17 protein-coding genes are annotated in these 13,712 nt (G+C 62.9%); 6 read left to right on the top strand and 11 right to left on the bottom strand.

Features of this window, described 5'->3' with window-relative positions; all coding sequences use genetic code 11:
* Positions 1 to 131 precede the first annotated feature (131 nt).
* Genes CAG18_RS09705 through CAG18_RS09715 form a run of 3 tightly spaced genes read right to left on the bottom strand, consistent with a single transcriptional unit; the run spans position 132 to position 1,210 of the window.
* Complete coding sequence (locus CAG18_RS09705) at positions 132 to 752, bottom strand: SOS response-associated peptidase (protein WP_085720809.1); 621 nt, start codon at positions 750 to 752, stop codon at positions 132 to 134.
* Positions 753 to 767: 15 nt separating this feature from the next.
* Positions 768 to 1,028 (bottom strand): putative signal transducing protein, encoded by a 261-nt coding sequence (locus CAG18_RS09710; RefSeq protein WP_003260668.1) that lies wholly within the window; start codon positions 1,026 to 1,028, stop codon positions 768 to 770.
* Positions 1,028 to 1,210: a CPXCG motif-containing cysteine-rich protein gene (locus CAG18_RS09715; protein WP_003260667.1), complete on the bottom strand. Its 183-nt coding sequence runs from the start codon at positions 1,208 to 1,210 to the stop codon at positions 1,028 to 1,030. Before CAG18_RS09715 ends, CAG18_RS09710 begins: the two co-directional genes overlap by 1 nt.
* A gap of 125 nt (positions 1,211 to 1,335) precedes the next feature.
* Here CAG18_RS09715 and CAG18_RS09720 point away from each other — a divergent pair, with 125 nt between their 5' ends.
* Entirely contained in the window at positions 1,336 to 2,502 is a 1,167-nt protein-coding gene (locus CAG18_RS09720; RefSeq protein WP_024086266.1) for a 1-acyl-sn-glycerol-3-phosphate acyltransferase, read from the top strand.
* A 116-nt stretch (positions 2,503 to 2,618) separates the two neighbouring features.
* Here the strand turns inward: CAG18_RS09720 and CAG18_RS09725 are convergent, their stop codons facing one another.
* Entirely contained in the window at positions 2,619 to 2,879 is a 261-nt protein-coding gene (locus CAG18_RS09725; RefSeq protein WP_013970930.1) for a hypothetical protein, read from the bottom strand.
* A 197-nt stretch (positions 2,880 to 3,076) separates the two neighbouring features.
* Entirely contained in the window at positions 3,077 to 3,661 is a 585-nt protein-coding gene (locus CAG18_RS09730) for a YajG family lipoprotein (protein ID WP_013970929.1), read from the bottom strand.
* A 145-nt stretch (positions 3,662 to 3,806) separates the two neighbouring features.
* Between CAG18_RS09730 and CAG18_RS09735 the strand changes: the two genes are divergently transcribed.
* Together CAG18_RS09735 and mqo are read left to right on the top strand one after the other, a co-directional pair.
* Complete coding sequence (locus CAG18_RS09735) at positions 3,807 to 4,040, top strand: hypothetical protein (protein WP_085720810.1); 234 nt, start codon at positions 3,807 to 3,809, stop codon at positions 4,038 to 4,040.
* Between the two features lie 600 nt (positions 4,041 to 4,640).
* A complete protein-coding gene (gene mqo, locus CAG18_RS09740; RefSeq protein ID WP_085720811.1) occupies positions 4,641 to 6,149 on the top strand; it encodes a malate dehydrogenase (quinone) in 1,509 nt (502 codons plus the stop codon).
* Positions 6,150 to 6,328: 179 nt separating this feature from the next.
* On the opposite strand, the gene CAG18_RS09745 is transcribed toward mqo, so the two are convergent.
* From CAG18_RS09745 to CAG18_RS09760, 4 genes are all read right to left on the bottom strand, one after another.
* Positions 6,329 to 6,619: a PA4642 family protein gene (locus CAG18_RS09745; protein WP_015268954.1), complete on the bottom strand. Its 291-nt coding sequence runs from the start codon at positions 6,617 to 6,619 to the stop codon at positions 6,329 to 6,331.
* A gap of 68 nt (positions 6,620 to 6,687) precedes the next feature.
* On the bottom strand, positions 6,688 to 7,158 hold the full coding sequence (locus tag CAG18_RS09750; protein ID WP_013970925.1) for a hypothetical protein: 471 nt from the start codon (positions 7,156 to 7,158) through the stop codon (positions 6,688 to 6,690).
* Between the two features lie 187 nt (positions 7,159 to 7,345).
* A complete protein-coding gene (locus tag CAG18_RS09755; protein ID WP_015268953.1) occupies positions 7,346 to 7,819 on the bottom strand; it encodes a WbuC family cupin fold metalloprotein in 474 nt (157 codons plus the stop codon).
* Positions 7,820 to 7,821: 2 nt separating this feature from the next.
* Entirely contained in the window at positions 7,822 to 8,379 is a 558-nt protein-coding gene (locus tag CAG18_RS09760) for a hypoxanthine-guanine phosphoribosyltransferase (RefSeq protein ID WP_003256346.1), read from the bottom strand.
* 161 nt (positions 8,380 to 8,540) lie between these two features.
* Here CAG18_RS09760 and upp point away from each other — a divergent pair, with 161 nt between their 5' ends.
* Together upp and CAG18_RS09770 are read left to right on the top strand one after the other, a co-directional pair.
* Positions 8,541 to 9,179, top strand: a complete 639-nt coding sequence (gene upp, locus CAG18_RS09765) for a uracil phosphoribosyltransferase (protein ID WP_011532223.1) — start codon at positions 8,541 to 8,543, stop codon at positions 9,177 to 9,179.
* A 2-nt stretch (positions 9,180 to 9,181) separates the two neighbouring features.
* Complete coding sequence (locus CAG18_RS09770; RefSeq protein WP_013970921.1) at positions 9,182 to 10,456, top strand: uracil-xanthine permease family protein; 1,275 nt, start codon at positions 9,182 to 9,184, stop codon at positions 10,454 to 10,456.
* Positions 10,457 to 10,588: 132 nt separating this feature from the next.
* On the opposite strand, the gene hemH is transcribed toward CAG18_RS09770, so the two are convergent.
* Entirely contained in the window at positions 10,589 to 11,602 is a 1,014-nt protein-coding gene (gene hemH / locus CAG18_RS09775) for a ferrochelatase (protein ID WP_038408702.1), read from the bottom strand.
* 13 nt (positions 11,603 to 11,615) lie between these two features.
* Positions 11,616 to 12,521 carry a TIGR01777 family oxidoreductase gene (locus CAG18_RS09780; RefSeq protein ID WP_015268951.1) on the bottom strand — a complete coding sequence of 302 codons (906 nt, stop codon included), beginning with the start codon at positions 12,519 to 12,521 and terminating at the stop codon, positions 11,616 to 11,618.
* Between the two features lie 187 nt (positions 12,522 to 12,708).
* Here CAG18_RS09780 and CAG18_RS09785 point away from each other — a divergent pair, with 187 nt between their 5' ends.
* Positions 12,709 to 13,695, top strand: coding sequence for an NAD(P)/FAD-dependent oxidoreductase (locus tag CAG18_RS09785; RefSeq protein WP_015268950.1), 987 nt, complete (start codon positions 12,709 to 12,711; stop codon positions 13,693 to 13,695).
* Positions 13,696 to 13,712 lie beyond the last annotated feature (17 nt).

Here is a 13,712-nt window from a genome sequence, read left to right on the forward strand (position 1 = left end):
GGGCCGCCATAGCCGCAGGGAAGATTTTCGTCGCCTGTGCCGGCCCCTTCGCGGGTGAACCCGCTCCTAAAGGGGTAATGCGATCGTTGTAGGAGCAGCTTCAGCCGCGAAGAGGCCGACACAGCCATACATCAGGCCGGGGTCAGGCACTCCGGCGCATCCAGCTTCGGATCATTGACGAAATGCGCCAGGGCCCGTTCGCGCAACGTCGCCGGCGGGCTGGCCAGCAATTCATGCAGGCGGGCCAGCGGCGTGTCCGGGTCAAGCCAGGCGGCCTGCCCTGCCTCGTCGAGTATCAGCGGCCGACGCTGGTTCATCGCCGCCTGGGTCACCACCGCACAACTCAGCCAAACCTGGTCCTGCACCGGGTAGGCCTCCCACACGGCGGCGAAGTACAGTGATGCACCCTCCCCCGGGGTCAGCCAGTACGGGCGCTTGCGCACGCTGCCGCGCCATTCGTAAAAGCCGTTGGCCGGCATCAGGCAGCGGCGCAGGCGAAACGCGTCGCGAAACATCGGCTGCTCGGCCAGGGTTTCGGCGCGGGCATGGGCGGGGGTGCGGGACAGGTCGGTGAGCCAGGCCGGGGTCAGCCCCCAGCGCGCCTTGGCCAGTTGCAACTGGCCGTCAAGCTGGCGCTGGATCAGCACCGAAGCCCCAGGCGAGATGTTCCATTGGGCTGGCTGGCCAACGGGAAAGTCCGGCAGACTGGCAAGAGCCTGGGGCCAGCGAAACAGGGCGTAACGTCCACACATGGGCGAATTCAGAACCTAGCAGATCAAGGTACCGGGGAAACTCTCCGGTTCGTCGCCAACCAGTGGCTGGGCATCATTGTACGCATCGATCAGCTGCCGTGCGTACTCGGCCTGTTCATCAGCCACGGCAAGCCCAAGCAAGCCCTGCATCGGCAGTTCACCGGCAGCACCGATCAGGTCACGACCAACCAGATGCGCATCGATCCCCTCGCTGGCGAGCATGCCCGCCAGCATTTCAGCCTCGAGCAGGTTTTCCGGTTCGTAAATACGCTGCATCAGTCATTCTCACCGAATACATCCAGCATCCACTCCTCGCCATGAACTTGCAGCACGAAGCGGATAGGTTTGCAGCATACCTGACAGTCCTCGATGTACTCCTGATCGCCACCGGACAGGTCCACCGTGGTTTCGACTTCTTCGCCACAATAAGGGCAATCGTAGATAGCAGTTTGCAGCATCGCGGCCTCCGGGGTGACTTATGCGTATAATTGCCGGTCTGTTTACAGGGCCTGTGTGTGTCCGAGCCGTTTTTCGGAGCCCGCCCCTACCTAATTACCCTAGCCGTTTCCAACAAGAGAGCATGATGGGCGAATTCGATGCCATCCGACCGTACGACGACGCTGAGGTCCCTGCCGTTCTGGCACGCCTGCTCAGCGACCCGGCATTCCTCGATATCCTCACCCACTTCCGCTTCCCGCGTGCGGCCGGTGCTCTCGGCTGGTTGCTCAAACCGCTGATCGCCCGCCGCCTGCGCAAGGAATTCGCCGGTGTCACCTGTGTCTCGACCTTGCAGGACAAAGTCGAGTACTACGTCGACCAGACCATCGACCGCGCCACCGACGGCGTCACCTATTCGGGTGTGGAGCAGCTCAAGGCCGGCACCGCCTACCTGTTTCTGGCCAACCACCGTGACATCGTCATGGACCCGGCCTTCGTCAACTACGCGGTGTACCACGCCGGCCTGCCCACGCCGCGTATCGCCATTGGCGACAACCTGCTGCAAAAGCCGTTTGTCAGCGACATGATGCGCCTGAACAAGAGCTTCATCGTGCACCGCTCGATCAGTGGGCGCCGCGAGAAGCTGGCGGCCTACCAGTTGCTCTCAGCCTACATCAACCACTCGATCCGCAACGACGCCACGTCGATCTGGATCGCCCAGGCAGAAGGCCGGGCCAAGGATGGTGACGACCGCACCGATTCGGCGATCCTCAAGATGTTCCACATGAGCCGCAAGGACGAGCCGTTCGGCGCGGTGATCCAGAGCCTGAACCTGACACCGGTTTCGATCAGCTACGAATATGACCCGTGCGACCAGGCCAAGGCCCGCGAGTTGTACATCCGCGCCACCACCGGCACCTACAAGAAGGCGCCGGGCGAGGACGACAACAGCATCGCCAAGGGCATTACCGGCTACAAAGGCCGGGTGCACATCAACTTCGCCCCGCCGGTGACCGAGTATCACGAGGATACCAAGCAACTGGCAGCGGAAATCGACCGGCAGATCCTCGGTGGCTACCGACTGTTCCCGGTGCACTACCTGGCCTATGCGATGTGGGATGGCAAGGATGAGGCGCTGCAGGTGCCGAGCGCCGAGAAGGTGTTCCCGGCTGATGAGCTGGCCCGGGCCAAGGAAGAATGGCAACGCCGCCTGGATGCCTGCCCTGAGGAGCAGCGGCCGTACCTTGTGCTGCAGTATGCGACGCCGGTGCGCAACCAGTACCAGGTCAGGCAGCAGGCACCTGTTGCCTGATCGATCCTAGGGCTGCTTTGCAGCCCATCGCGACACAAGGCCGCTCCTACAGGGGATCGCACATACCTGTAGGAGCGGCCTTGTGTCGCGATGGGCCGCAAAGCGGCCCTAAAATCTCAAATCCAGGTACTGAACCAGGACAGCAGCAACGCCATCGCCAGGCACGAAAAACCGAGAATGTAGAAGTACCGCGGCACCCGAAGGTCGAACGCGTCCACCACCCCCTCGTCCACCGCCATGTATTCGCGGGTCTCGGCCTCGCGCCGCCGCGCACTGTGCAGTAGCAACCCGCCCGGGCAGGTCAGCAGCAGCGCCAGCAGATTGATCAGCTTGGTCGGGTGGGCGGCCAGGAACCCCCAGAGCACTTGCAAGGACATCACGCAACCTCGGTATGAGCGACGGCAAAGGCCGGCATTCTACCCAAGTCATGCCCAGACGCCCGGTTCAGGCGACAAAGTGTCATCAAATTTCATCTGGCATGGCATGAAGATTTGCCGGCCTCTTCGCGGGCACAGACAACAAAAAACCCGCTGCCTGGAACACAGGCAGCGGGTTTTGTTTTATAGCTGAAGGCTTACTGCCCCAGCACCTGACCGATGGTCGGGTCCTTGAACATGCGGGTCAGGGCATCGCTCAGCACATCGCCCACCAGCTGGGTGTTGGTTTCCTGGTTCGGCGCCATGCCGAAACGCTGGTCCAGCGAAGCGCCGTAACGGCCACTGTAGCGGCGGCCGCCATTGGACACGTCGGCACGGAAGGTGGCGCCGATGGTAGCCTCGGTCACGTACAGGTTGTCTTTCGGCGACTGGTACTTCAGTTCGGCCAGGGTCACGGTCAGCTGCGGCGCGTTGTAGGCGTTCGGCGTCGGGGTGAAGCCGAGCAGGCGTACGGCGGCTTCGGCCTGGGCCTGCAGCTTGGGCACGATGTCGTTGCCACTCACGCTGATGGTGCTGGTCTCGGGATACATGCCACCGCGAGTGCCCAGGGACTGCGAGGCCCGGCCGTCAACAACCCGGACCACTACCGGCTGGCCATGGCCGACCGGCGCGAGCTGGGCCTTGAGCGTGGGTTGCGGATTGAGTTGTTGCGGGCTGTGGGCACAACCGACCAGGCTGAGGCTGGCCACGGCGATCAAACCGAACAACAGACGTTGCAACATGCGCGTTACTCCAGAAAAAGCGGCGAAGGCCCACAGTATACCTAGCCACGCATCGACCAGTCATCGGTCCGGCCCGCTTGTCACAATCGTTTCATCGCCGCGCCCTTATCCTTGCGCCAAGCCCTAACGCACAGGACTCGCTGCCATGGCCTCGCTCTGGACCCTGCTCTTCCAACGCCCGCGCCACAACACCTATGCCCGCCTCGATGCCGACGGCAAATGCCTGGCCTTCAAGCAATGCAGCCAGGCGCCCAGCGGCAGCGGCTGGGTCCAGATCGGCGAAATCCGGCTCGCCTGGCTGGGCCGCGAGCTGCCCACCAGTGCCCGGGTTTGCGCCCGCGCAAGCCGCCGCTGGCACCAGCGCATCCTCGCGGCCTGACAAACGCTGCAATAAAAACCACGAATGGCGACATTTCTGCCCGCGACATCGCTATAATCTCCCCCCGATTATAAGGACGTCTCCTGATCGGGCCCCGCACTCGCCGATTGACCCCGGCAACTTCAATGCTTCGCCCACAGAGAGCCTTCCACTCAGGTCTTGCATCGGCTGTCGTGCCTGCTTTTCCGGCCCTTCACACTGCATGAACCTGCGGGTTGCCATCGCGCAGACCCCTTTTGAGGTTCACGTCTCCAAAAGAGCGTGAAAAAACGGTTTTCACAACTTCACAAGAGTGTGGCGAGCAAATGAACAGTCTGGCATGTGCAAAAGCGGCAGATGTGTCCCGAACAGCCCTGAACAGGCGGCAAGTGCGCTCATCCCGTATGAGTGTCTGAGCCGTTCCATAACGCACGCACGACACCTTGACCATAAGTCGAATTGCCGCACCCGTGGCAAACCGCGTTCAATACGCGAACCCGAAGACTGATTGGCGGTGTCCGCGGAAGTTGCAAGAACTGCGAAAAGTCGGACATGGCGACCCTGGCGAACCCAGGTCCTATGCTGTCAATTAGGTAGCTGTAGATTGTGGAGACGCGTTAAATGGCGCAGAACGAATCGGTTGATGTGGTACTGGTAGGCGCAGGCATCATGAGTGCCACCCTGGCCGTACTGCTCAAGGAGCTCGACCCGACCCTGAAGCTTGAGGTCGTGGAGGCGATGGACTCCGGAGCCGCGGAAAGCTCCAACCCCTGGAACAACGCAGGCACCGGCCACGCCGGCCTGTGCGAGCTTAACTACACGCCCCAGGCCGCCGATGGCAGCATCGACATCAAGAAGGCCGTGCACATCAACACCCAGTTCGAGGTTTCGCGCCAGTTCTGGGCCTACCTGAGCAAGAAGGGCAACTTCGGCTCGGCACGTGCCTTCATCAACCCTGTCCCGCACCTGAGCTACGTCGAGGGTGACAAGGGTGTTTCCTTCCTCAAGAAGCGCTATGAGCTACTCAAGCAGCACCATGCCTTTGCGGACATGGAATACACCGAAGACAAGGCCGTGATGAAGGACTGGATGCCGCTGATGATGCCAGGCCGCCCAGCCGACCAGCACATCGCCGCCACCCGCGTGCTCAAGGGCACCGACGTCAACTTCGGCGCCCTGACCAACAAGCTGCTGAAGCTGCTGGGCGACTCGCAGGACGCCCAGGTCAAGTACAGCAAGAAGGTCGTTGGCCTGCGCCGTAACGGCAAGGGCTGGACCGTGAGCATAAAGGACGTCAACAGCGGCGGTAGCCGTGAAGTGGACGCCCGCTTCGTCTTCCTCGGCGCCGGTGGCGCGGCCCTGCCGCTGCTGCAGCTGTCGGGCATTCCGGAAAGCAAAGGCTTCGGCGGCTTCCCGGTCAGCGGCCAGTGGCTGCGTTGCGACAACCCGGAAATCGTCAAGCAGCACCAGGCCAAGGTCTACAGCCAGGCTGCGGTCGGCGCCCCGCCGATGTCGGTACCGCACCTGGATACCCGTGTGGTCGATGGCAAGAAATCGCTGCTGTTCGGTCCATATGCCGGCTTCACTACCAAGTTCCTGAAGCACGGTTCGCTGATGGACCTGCCGCTGTCGGTGCGCATGGGCAACATCGGCCCGATGCTCGCCGTGGCCCGTGACAACATGGACCTGACCAAGTACCTGGTCAGCGAAGTGATGCAGTCGATGGAGCAGCGCCTGGAAGCCCTGCGTCGCTTCTACCCGCAGGCCAAGGCCGAAGACTGGCGCCTGGAAGTGGCCGGTCAGCGCGTGCAGATCATCAAGAAAGACCCGAAGAAAGGCGGCGTGCTGCAGTTCGGTACCGAGCTGGTCTCGGCCCAGGACGGCAGCCTGGCTGCACTGCTCGGCGCATCGCCGGGTGCTTCGGTGACCGTTTCGATCATGCTGGAACTGATCGAGCGCTGCTTCCCCGAGCAGGCCAAAGGTGCCTGGGCTGCCAAGCTCAGGGAAATCTTCCCGGCTCGCGAGAAGACCCTGGCGACCGATGCTGCGCTGTACCACAAGATCAGTGCCGACAACGACGTGGCGCTGGACCTGGTGGAAAGCAGCCCGGCGGCCAAGCATTACGCCTGATTCGGCCGGTAACGAAAAAACGCCCCTCGGGGCGTTTTTTCGTTCCTGGTTACTCATTGACCTGTGCCGGCCTCTTCGCGGGCATGCCCGCTCCCACAGGTTTCGGCGTCGCCCTCAGGCTCTGCACCATCCCTGTGGGAGCGGGCGTGCCCGCGAAAGGGCCGGAGCAGGTTCACAAATCAGCCACGGGCCTTGGCGATGATCTCGATGTAATCCGACGCATTGCGCTGGTCGGCAATCTGCTCGACAAAGGTCTTGCCGTGCTCGTCTTTGCCATCCAGGTCCAGCCCAGCCTCGACGAAGAAGCCGACAAAACGCTCGAAATCGTCGATGCGCAGGCCGCGGTAGGCCTTGACCAGCTTGTGCAGCGACGGCGAGGTCACGCCATCGGCCGGCTCGAACTGAAGGAACGACTTGATGTAGTCGTCGCTGATCTCGTCACCGATTACCTGTTTCTTGTCTTTACGCATTGCCGACTCCAACTGGACCATCACGAAATTTCGAAGGCCGGCAGTGTACCCCCCGCAGGCCGGGCGCCTCAACGCGTACGTACGGTACCGGTGTGCAGGTCGGCCCAGACGTGGCCGTTGCCGTAGGTGAGGAACTGCACATACAGCGTCTCGTTGCGCAGCAGGTCCATGATCACGCGGTAGTCGCTGAGCGGATAATTCAGGCTCAGGGTGCGGGTTTTCTCATCGTATACGGGCTTCTTCAGGCTCTTGGCCGCTTCACCGTCAAAGGTCAGCAGCACCTGGGCGATGGTCGCGCCCTTGCTCAGCGGCTTGCCCTTGAGGCGCACCTGCAACGACGAGGTGATCGGGATCGGCTGCTGGTCGGATTGGCGCTGGGTACCCACTACCACCGAGTAGTCGGTCACTTGCAGCAATTGCTGGCCAGTCGGCGCTTCCTGGCGCAGGGACTGGTCGTCAGGTGGCAGGAACTGGCTGTGCAGCGGTGCGGCGGCGAGTGGCAGGCTGACCGCCAGCAGGAGGGGAAGAAACGCACGCATGTGAGGCTCCTTGAATGAAGGAGCACTCTAGCACGGCCTGCACAGGCTCTTGTAGGAGCGGCCTTGTGTCGCGATGGGCCGCAAAGCGGCCCCGGCCATGTTGGTGGCGAAGCTTCAATCGAGGGGCTGCTGCGCAGCCCGATCGCGACACAAGGCCGCTCCTACAGTTGAGTGCGCCGGCCCGACATCAATCGAACTGCGCGCGCATCCAGGCCTGGTACTCGTCCACGCCCTCTTCTCCTTCGCGCGGCGCCCAGTGCGCATGTTCGCCTTCACCCACCGGCCGATACGGTCCGGCCTTGCACTCGAACAGGATGCTGTCCGGCTCCAGCACCACAAGCCCATGGTAAATACCAGGCGCCAGGTCCACACCCAGGCAATCGCCGCCCGCCTGCAGCACTCGCTTGTCGGTCACCGCCCCCTGCTCGTTGAAGAGCAGCAGGCCAAGGCAACCCTTGAGCACGACCAGCGTTTCGGCTTTGTCATCGCTCAGGTGCCGATGCGGCGGGATATAGGTGCTCGGTTGCAGCCCGACTGCCATGCGGTGGCAAGGCTCTTCCATCTCATGGAAATTGTGATGTTGCCGCCCGCGCGGGTTGGCTGCAGCCTTTGCGGCCAGCCCGGCGAACAGCGATTGGTCGATGAACGCAGGCTGGCGCATGATCACAGCCCCTTTACGGCGAAGATGCCGTTGGCGTTGCGCCAGTAGCCTTTGTAGTCCATGCCGTAACCGAAGATATAGCGGTCGACGCAGGGCAAGCCCACGTAGTTGGCCTTGAGTTCCGGGCTGGCCTTGCGGTCATGGTCCTTGTCGATCAGTACTGCGGTGTGCACCGAGCGCGCACCGGCGTGCTTGCAGAACTCGATGATGGCGCTGAGGGTGTGCCCTTCGTCGAGGATGTCATCGACGATCAGTACGTCACGGTCGATGAACGATACTTCGGGCTTGGCCTTCCAGAACAGCTCGCCGCCGCTGGTCTGGTTGCGGTAGCGGGTAGCGTGCAGGTAGCTGGCTTCCAGTGGGAACTGCAGGTGGGTCAGCAGTTTGCCCGAGAAGATCAGGCCGCCGTTCATCACACAGAACACCACCGGGTTCTTGTCGTGCAGGTCCTTGCAGATCTGCTCGCCGACTTTGGCGATGGCCGCTTCGACTTCGGCTTCGGTGTACAGGCAGTCAGCTTCACGCATGACTTGACGGATATGCTCGAGATCGGCGGACATGGCGCTCTCCGGGGGTGCATTTTGGAAAAGCGGGCAAAGGTACGCATCCGCTCGTCACAGATCAAGCATTTATGGACTAACGTCCAGAATGACCAGACGACAGCACAGGCTGAATAGATTAATCTAGCGCGGTTTTTTTGCCCGCCTTTCGGAGCCCCCCTATGCCCACTCGTGAGATCCGCCATCCGCTGATCCGCCACAAGCTCGGCCTGATGCGCCGTGCCGATATCAGCACCAAGAATTTTCGCGAACTTGCCCAGGAAGTCGGCGCGCTCCTGACCTACGAAGCCACCCAGGACCTGCCGCTCGAAACCTACGAGATCGATGGCTGGTGCGGCAAGGTGCAAGTTGAAAAAATCGCCGGCAAGAAGATTACCGTGGTACCGATCCTGCGAGCCGGCATCGGCATGCTCGACGGCGTGCTCAGCCTGATCCCGGGCGCCAAGGTCAGCGCCGTCGGCGTTGCCCGCAACGAGGAAACCCTCGAAGCCCACACCTACCTGGAAAAGCTCGCGCCGGACATCAACCAGCGCCTGGCCCTGATCATCGACCCGATGCTGGCCACCGGCGGTTCGATGGTCGCCACCATCGACCTGCTGAAAAAGGCCGGCTGCAAAGAGATCCGAGCCATGGTCCTGGTCGCTGCGCCAGAAGGCATCGAAGTGGTTGAAAAAGCCCACCCGGACGTGCAGATCTACACCGCCTCGATCGACCAGCGCCTGAACGAACACGGCTACATCGTGCCGGGCCTGGGCGATGCCGGTGACAAGATCTTCGGCACCAAGCAAAAGGACGCCTGACCATGCAGGACGGCTTCAACGACCCGCTCTGGCGCCAGGTCGTTTCGGGCGCGCAGATGCTCTTCGTGGCATTTGGCGCGCTGGTGCTGATGCCACTGATCACCGGCCTCGATCCGAACGTAGCGCTGTTCACTGCCGGCATCGGCACCCTGCTGTTCCAGCTGGTCACCGGCCGCCAGGTACCCGTGTTCCTGGCCTCGAGCTTTGCTTTCATCACCCCGATCATCCTCGCCAAGGGCCAGTTCGGCCTGGCCGAGACCATGGGTGGTGTGATGGCCGCAGGTTTCGTGTACACCTTCATGGGCCTGATGGTAAAAATCAAAGGCACTGGCTTCATCGACCGCATGCTGCCGCCGGTGGTGATCGGCCCGGTGATCATCTCCATCGGCCTGGCCATGGCGCCGATCGCCGCCAACATGGCGATGGGCAAGGCCGGTGACGGCAGCGTGCTGCTGCCGTACAAGACCGCCATGATGATCTCGATGCCGGCCCTGCTGACAACGCTGATCGTTGCCGTGTTCGGCAAGGGCATCTTCCGTCTGGTGCCGATCATTGCCGGCGTGTTCGTAGGCTTTGCCCTGTCGTTCGCCTTTGGCGTGGTCGACACTGCCAAGATCGCCGCCGCGCCGTGGCTGGAGCTGCCCAACTTCACCGCGCCAGCATTCAACTGGCAGGCCATCCTGTTCATCGTCCCGGTTGCCCTGGCACCGGCGATCGAGCACATCGGCGGGGTGATCGCAGTCGGCAGCGTGACCGGCCGCGACTACCTGAAGAAGCCCGGCCTGCACCGCACCCTGCTGGGCGACGGCCTGGCCACCACCGCAGCCGGCCTGTTCGGCGGCCCGCCCAACACCACCTATGCCGAAGTCACCGGCGCGGTGATGCTGACCAAGAACTACAACCCGAAGATCATGACCTGGGCGGCGATTTTCGCTATCACCCTCGCCTTCATCGGCAAGTTCGGCGCACTACTGCAAAGCATCCCGGTACCGGTGATGGGTGGCATCCTGTGCCTGCTGTTCGGCTCGATCGCGGCGGTGGGCATGAACACCATGATCCGCCACAAGATCGACTTGGCTGAAGCGCGCAACCTGGTGATCGTGTCGGTGACACTGGTGTTCGGTATCGGCGGCGTACTGATCGGCAGTGGTGATGGCCCGGATGACTGGGGCCTGAAGGGCATCGCCCTGTGCGCGATCGTGGCTATCGCCCTGAACCTGATCTTGCCGGGCAATGATGGCTGGAAGCACAAGAAGCTGGATGATCAGTTGCCTTGATTCGGCTTTAGCCTGACCTGGCCCTATCGCCGGCAAGCCAGCTCCCACAGGTATCCCACAGATTTCGAGAACTGTGGAATACCTGTGGGAGCTGGCTTGCCGGCGATAGGGCCAGTACAGGCAACCTGAAAGTCAGGCCTTTTCGCACATCCCCGCCAGCGCCTTCACCCACTCCGGGTGATCATTCAGGCAAGGCACCAGCACCAGCTCCTGCCCGCCGGCCTCGACAAACTGCTCGCTCCCGCGCATGCCGATCTCTTCCAGGGTCTCGATGCAATCGGCCACGAACGCCGGGCACATTACCAGCAGCTTCTTCACCCCAGCCTTGGCCAGCTCGTCCAGCCGCGCCTCGGTATAGGGTTCGATCCACTTGGCCCGCCCCAGTCGTGACTGGAACGACACCGACCATTTGCCATCGGGTATGCCCATCTTCTGAGCAAAGGCCCTGGCCGTTGCCAGGCACTGCCCGCGGTAGCAGACCGCGCGCATGTCGGCACTGGCATCCTTGCAGCAATCGGCCGCCTGGAAGTCATGCTTGCCGGTAGGGTCCAGCTTCTTCAAGTGGCGCTCCGGCAAGCCATGGAAGCTCAGCAACAGGTGATCGTAATCCTGCTCCAGGTAAGGCCGGGCGCTGGCGACCAGTGCCTCGATGTAGTCCGGGTGCTCGTAGAATGGCTGCAGCACGCGAAGTTGCAACGGCAACTGGCGTTCACTGACCGTCTGCCTGGCCAGTTCCACCACAGTGGTCACCGTGCTGTCAGCGAACTGTGGATACAGCGGCGCCAGGGTCACCTTGCGCACACCCTGGGCCACCAGGCGCTCCAGCACCTCAGGCAAGGCCGGCTGGCCATAGCGCATGGCAATCTCCACCGGGCCATGGGGCCAGTGCTCGACCATCGCCGCCTGCAGGCGACGGGTCAGCACTACCAGCGGCGAGCCCTCCTCCCACCAGATCGAGCCATAGGCATGCGCCGACTGCTCCGGGCGCTTGATCAGGATCAGCGACACCAGCAGGCGCCGTACCGGCCAGGGCAGGTCGATCACATACGGGTCCATGAGGAACTGGTTGAGGTAGCGGCGCACATCGGCCACCGAGGTGGAAGCCGGGGAGCCCAGGTTGACCAGCAGCAGGGCGTGATCGGTCATGCAGCGTCCTATGTCAGAGGCGGCTGGACAGGTTGTCCAGAGCCGATTGCAAATCGTTGAAGCGGAAGGTGAAGCCTGCCGCCAGCAAGCGTGCCGGGCGGGCGCGCTGGCCGCCGAGTAGCAGGGTCGACAGCTCACCCAGCCCCGCCTTGAGCAGCAGTGCCGGCACTGGCAGCAGCGCCGGCCGGTGCAAGGTGCGGCCCAGGCGCCTGGCGAACTCGCGGTTGCGCACCGGCTCCGGGGCGCAGGCATTATAAGGACCGCTGGCATCCTTGTGCTGCAAGAGAAAATCAATCAGGGCGACCTGGTCGTCTATATGGACCCAAGGCATCCACTGCCGCCCGTCGCCCAAAGGCCCGCCCAGCCCCAGTTTGAAGGGCAGGCGCAGGCGCGACAAAAAGCCGCCATCACTGGCCAGAACCAACCCGGTACGCACCAGCACCACGCGAATGCCCTGGGCCTGGGAACGCAGCGCCGTCTCTTCCCAGGCGATGCACAGCTGGCTGGCGAAATCTTCGCGCACCGGCGGTGAAGCCTCGGTCAGCTCGCGTTCGCCACCGTCTCCATACCAGCCCACCGCCGAGCCGGAAATCAACACTTCCGGGCGCTGTTCGCGGCTGCCCAGCCAGGCCAGCAACTGCTCGGTGAGGGTGACGCGGCTGGCCCACAGCAGGTTGCGCCGGGTCGCCGTCCAGGGCCGGTCGGCAATCGGGGCGCCGGCGAGGTTGATCACCGCGTCCAGCTGATCGTCCGCCTCCAGTTGCTCCAGGCGGGCGATGCCACGCACGCCGGTCCCACAAATTTTCGGCACCTGTTCAGGCCGCCGACTCCACACCGTCAGGCGATGACCCTGGCCGAGCCAGTACTGGCACAGGTGCTTGCCAATCAACCCGGTGCCGCCTGTCAGCAATATATGCATGGCTGTGTCCTCGCAGAATGCGGCGGTGGTCTATTTTTAACATCAAGGCACTTTTTTGACCCGACGCTCTCGGATAAACATAGGCCAACCTGCCTGCCAACACGGAATAACCTTATACAACATTTGAGCATTGTACAGGTTTGCCTGACAGCGTAGTCTGCTTACAGCAAGGTTTGAAGAGGCCATCATGACAGTACCTATCGCCATCATCGGGGCCGGTATCGCCGGTCTGTCAGCCGCCCAGGCCTTGCAGAAGGCCGGGCAATCCGTGCATTTGTTCGACAAGGGCCACGGCAGTGGCGGGCGCATGGCCAGCAAGCGCAGCGAAGCTGGCGCGCTGGACCTCGGCGCCCAATACTTCACGGCCCGTGACCGCCGCTTCGTCGAGCAGGTACAGCAATGGGTTGCCGCCGGTTGGGCCGCGCAATGGAAGCCACAGCTGTACAACTACCGGGATGGTGAACTCAGCCCCTCCCCCGACGAGCAGACGCGCTGGGTGGGCGTGCCGCGCATGAGTGCAATCACCCGCGGCCTGCTCAAGGACGTGACGGTCAACTTCGGCTGCCGCATCGCCGAAGTGTTCCGCGGCAAGCAGTACTGGCACCTGCAGGACACCGAAGGCTGCAGCCACGGCCCCTACAGCCGCGTGGTGATCGCCGTGCCGGCACCGCAGGCCACGCCGCTGCTTGCCGCTACCCCGAAGCTCGCGGCCGTGGCCGCCGGTGTGCAGATGGAGCCCACCTGGGCCGTCGCCCTGGCCTTCCAGACCCCGCTGGACACCCCGATGCAAGGCTGCTTCGTGCAGGACAACCCGCTCGACTGGCTGGCGCGCAACCGCAGCAAGCCCGAGCGTGACGAGCAGCTCGACACCTGGGTACTGCACGCCACCTCGGACTGGAGCCGGCAACACATCGACCTGCCCAAGGAGGAAGTGATCGAACAGCTGTGGGGCGAATTCGCCGAGCTGGTTGGCTGTGTGGTGCCCGCACCTACTTTTGCCTTGGCCCACCGCTGGCTGTATGCCCGTCCGAGCAGCAACCATGAATGGGGCGCGCTGGCCGATGCTGACCAAGGCTTGTATGCCTGCGGCGACTGGTGCCTGTCCGGCCGTGTCGAAGGCGCCTGGCTCAGTGGCCAGGAAGCGGCGCGTCGGCTGCTCGAACATCTCGAGTGATGTAGGGTTATACAAAA

The sequence above is a fragment of the Pseudomonas sp. B22(2017) genome (genome assembly GCF_002113105.1).
Lineage (GTDB): Bacteria > Pseudomonadota > Gammaproteobacteria > Pseudomonadales > Pseudomonadaceae > Aquipseudomonas > Aquipseudomonas asiatica.

Bases quoted from the DNA above. Each gene is read 5' to 3' on its own strand.
- CAG18_RS09780 (WP_015268951.1), bottom strand. From the start codon at position 12,521: ATGCATATATTGCTGACAGGCGGCACCGGGTTGATTGGCAAGCACCTG.
- mqo (WP_085720811.1), top strand. From the start codon at position 4,641: ATGGCGCAGAACGAATCGGTTGATGTGGTACTGGTAGGCGCAGGCATC.
- CAG18_RS09705 (WP_085720809.1), bottom strand. From the start codon at position 752: ATGTGTGGACGTTACGCCCTGTTTCGCTGGCCCCAGGCTCTTGCCAGT.
- CAG18_RS09755 (WP_015268953.1), bottom strand. From the start codon at position 7,819: ATGCGCCAGCCTGCGTTCATCGACCAATCGCTGTTCGCCGGGCTGGCC.
- CAG18_RS09785 (WP_015268950.1), top strand. From the start codon at position 12,709: ATGACAGTACCTATCGCCATCATCGGGGCCGGTATCGCCGGTCTGTCA.
- CAG18_RS09715 (WP_003260667.1), bottom strand. From the start codon at position 1,210: ATGCTGCAAACTGCTATCTACGATTGCCCTTATTGTGGCGAAGAAGTC.
- CAG18_RS09745 (WP_015268954.1), bottom strand. From the start codon at position 6,619: ATGCGTAAAGACAAGAAACAGGTAATCGGTGACGAGATCAGCGACGAC.
- CAG18_RS09760 (WP_003256346.1), bottom strand. From the start codon at position 8,379: ATGTCCGCCGATCTCGAGCATATCCGTCAAGTCATGCGTGAAGCTGAC.
- upp (WP_011532223.1), top strand. From the start codon at position 8,541: ATGCCCACTCGTGAGATCCGCCATCCGCTGATCCGCCACAAGCTCGGC.
- CAG18_RS09750 (WP_013970925.1), bottom strand. From the start codon at position 7,158: ATGCGTGCGTTTCTTCCCCTCCTGCTGGCGGTCAGCCTGCCACTCGCC.
- CAG18_RS09735 (WP_085720810.1), top strand. From the start codon at position 3,807: ATGGCCTCGCTCTGGACCCTGCTCTTCCAACGCCCGCGCCACAACACC.
- CAG18_RS09720 (WP_024086266.1), top strand. From the start codon at position 1,336: ATGGGCGAATTCGATGCCATCCGACCGTACGACGACGCTGAGGTCCCT.
- CAG18_RS09770 (WP_013970921.1), top strand. From the start codon at position 9,182: ATGCAGGACGGCTTCAACGACCCGCTCTGGCGCCAGGTCGTTTCGGGC.
- CAG18_RS09725 (WP_013970930.1), bottom strand. From the start codon at position 2,879: ATGTCCTTGCAAGTGCTCTGGGGGTTCCTGGCCGCCCACCCGACCAAG.
- CAG18_RS09710 (WP_003260668.1), bottom strand. From the start codon at position 1,028: ATGCAGCGTATTTACGAACCGGAAAACCTGCTCGAGGCTGAAATGCTG.
- hemH (WP_038408702.1), bottom strand. From the start codon at position 11,602: ATGACCGATCACGCCCTGCTGCTGGTCAACCTGGGCTCCCCGGCTTCC.
- CAG18_RS09730 (WP_013970929.1), bottom strand. From the start codon at position 3,661: ATGTTGCAACGTCTGTTGTTCGGTTTGATCGCCGTGGCCAGCCTCAGC.